The 2,504-nt window shown below is 68.2% G+C and carries 4 protein-coding genes; 1 reads left to right on the top strand and 3 read right to left on the bottom strand.

All coding sequences use genetic code 11. From position 1 onward, the window contains the following. Together VIB55_RS05110 and VIB55_RS05105 are read right to left on the bottom strand one after the other, a co-directional pair. The coding region (locus VIB55_RS05110) for an anti-sigma factor family protein (RefSeq protein WP_331875589.1) at nt 1-320 on the bottom strand (320 nt) is incomplete at its 3' end. Continuing rightward, nucleotides 304-801, bottom strand: a complete 498-nt coding sequence (locus tag VIB55_RS05105) for a sigma-70 family RNA polymerase sigma factor (RefSeq protein WP_331875588.1) — start codon at nt 799-801, stop codon at nt 304-306. The genes VIB55_RS05105 and VIB55_RS05110, both read right to left, overlap by 17 nt. Before the next feature lie 454 nt (nt 802-1,255). On the opposite strand from VIB55_RS05105, the gene VIB55_RS05100 reads away from it, so the two are divergent. Further along, nucleotides 1,256-1,528 (top strand): hypothetical protein, encoded by a 273-nt coding sequence (locus VIB55_RS05100; protein WP_331875587.1) that lies wholly within the window; start codon nt 1,256-1,258, stop codon nt 1,526-1,528. A gap of 75 nt (nt 1,529-1,603) precedes the next feature. On the opposite strand, the gene VIB55_RS05095 is transcribed toward VIB55_RS05100, so the two are convergent. Beyond that, nucleotides 1,604-2,200 carry a hypothetical protein gene (locus VIB55_RS05095; RefSeq protein ID WP_331875586.1) on the bottom strand — a complete coding sequence of 199 codons (597 nt, stop codon included), beginning with the start codon at nt 2,198-2,200 and terminating at the stop codon, nt 1,604-1,606. Nucleotides 2,201-2,504: the final 304 nt, after the last annotated feature.

Raw genomic sequence — 2,504 nt, 5'->3', positions numbered from 1 at the left:
GGCGAGCCCGGCAGCGTGGCCGAGGCCACGCCCACCACGCCTAGGACGAGCATGGCCGCCCTGGCTAGGGTGCGGCGGGTGTCCGTCATCCATCCCCCGCGCCGGCGGCTGCGAACGGCGGCGTACGCGGCGCGGGTGGGGGCGGGCGGGTCCAGGACGGCCATGGCGCCGTGGAAGGTGACGGAAAGGCGCCGCAGCCGGTCCAGTTCCGCCGCGCAACTGGCACATTCCGCCACGTGCGCCTGCAGCTGGGCGTAATGCAGCCGCGGCAGGCGCCCGTCGAGCATTTCCAGGAGTGTCCCCTCAGCCGCGTGCATCATCACCGCCCTCCCTGGTCCCATAGGTTTTCGCGAACTCCTCCAGCGCCCGCACCAGCAGCGTTCCGACCGAGCCCGGCGCCACGTCCACGGCCCGGGCGATCTCGGCGTAGCTGAAGCCCTCCTGCCGCATCAGCAGCATCTGCCTGTCGCGCTCACCCAGCCCGTCGAGCGCGGCTCGGACCCGGGCGATCTCGTCGGCGCGCTCCGCGGCTTCGTCCGGGCGCGCCGGGGCCGTGGGGGTGGGTGGCGAGATGGCGAGCAGCCGCTGCTGCCGTGCCACCTTGTTCCCCCGCTGGCGCACCAGGTTGGTGACCACGGTGAACAGCCAACTGTCCGCCCGGTCGTGCGGAATTCCGTTGTCGAGCAGCCGGACGAACGATTCCTGCGCGGCGTCGTCCGCCGCGTCGGTGTCGCCGGTCAGCCGGTAGGCGTAGCGGTAGAGCGACGGGTACATGCGATGGAAGAGCGCCTCGAAGCTCACGGCCTCTGCGGGTCCGGGTCGGTCACGTCTGGGGAGGAATCCGCCAGGCCGGCGGTTTGTGACGTGCACCCAATCTACACTGCCGCGACGGGCCGGTCGCCCGCGGCTTTCGGAAGAGGAATCCGCGAGCGTCGCGGTTTGTGACAGTGCCACGTGACTCCGTCGGTCGCCGCGTGGACGACTGACAGCGATCACCCGAACTGTGTAGAAGTGCGGCCGGGAGTCGCGTCCCTGAACGGCGGATGCCGGGTGAAAACCATCACCCGTGCCTGTACGTCGATCCGGGACGCGACTCCTTTTTTCGTGCGCCGCCTGGGCGCAAAGGCCGACCACGCAGTTGCGGCGAGGTGCAACATGAACCAGAACGCGCCCGGCTGAGCGCCGCCCTCCGGGGTGCCGCGCCGGCGGAGACGAACATCGTCCACCACACGGCAATCAGCACCTAGGAGAACGCATGAGCAGCACGGGACGCTACTTCATCCGAGACCACAGGTCGGGCCGCTTGTTCTGTGTGGAGCCCATCAACCGGCGAAACCAGAAGCTCGACGGACAGACCTGGACCAACGGCGGCATCGACCAGGTTCGCGGCGGCGCCATTCCCGAGGAGGAGTCCATCATCACTCCCGAGAACGGCTTCGGCGAAATTACCTGGCTGCCGCCCGGCACCAGCCCCGACGGCTTCAAAGACATGCTGCTGAAGCGGGAGGAGTTGGGGGGCCAGGGCTGACGGCAATGGGCACCGCGGAGAAATCTCTCCGCGGCGCCCATTCGTTCGTTCAGGCCAGGGGGCCCGCGGCCCGGATTAGTCCATCCTGACCGGCCCCGGATTGAACTTCGTCGACACGAACGTGCCGGTGACGGTGATGCGGGGCGTGTTCTTGACGTCCTGCCAACGCTGGGCGCACTCCGGCGCCTCGTAGTCGGTGCGCTCCCGCATCATGCAGTAGCGGAAGGCGGTGATGGTGAACGTGCCCGAGACTTCGTTTTCATCGGAGCGTGTAATCTCCACGAAGCCGCCGTCGGCGACGAACTGCTCCCTCTGCCCGTTCACCTCGCGGAAGTACTGGATGGTGAGCCCGTCGATGAAGCGGGCGTCATGGTGGTCGCCCAGGTCCACCAGGGCGACGGGGTAGCGCCCCTCGGTCATACGGCCGCCGTCCCACCACGTCAATGCGAACTGGTCGTCCTTGCTGTCCGTGGCCATCCCCTGCGAAACCATCTGGAACATCTGCTGGTCCGGGCCGGGGCTGCCCACGTGCCACTCGGCGCTCCCATTGTACTCTTCGGCGACGGCGCCGCTCAGCGACGCGCGCAGGTACGAGGGGCCGCCGTCCGGCTCTTCGCAGGCGGCGAGCGGCAGGGCGAGAAGTGCGGCGTAGACGGCGAGCTTGCGGTTCATGATCAGGTCCTCGGAATCATCGGGAGATCGTGGGCGGTTCCATCCCGTAAACGCACGATCCCTCCACTGCGTGACATCCGCCGTCCCCATCCGCCGGGGACGGGGCCGAAAACGCAGATCGCGTGGCCGCCGTCCCAGCCCACCAGCACCAGCGCCGGGCGGGGGAGGGTGGGCTTCATCGCTTGCCGCTACCGGAGAACGTAAGTGGCGAGCACGGTCTGCAGCTCGTAGATGCTCAGCTTCTTGTTGAAGCGCTTGGCGATGTGGGTTCCGCCCGTGATGAAGATCTTGAGCTCGGCGTCCA

It is taken from the genome of Longimicrobium sp. (assembly GCF_036554565.1).
GTDB lineage: Bacteria > Gemmatimonadota > Gemmatimonadetes > Longimicrobiales > Longimicrobiaceae > Longimicrobium.
The sequence above is the reverse complement of the archived record's forward strand: the minus strand, read 5'-3'. Positions and strand labels throughout refer to the sequence as shown.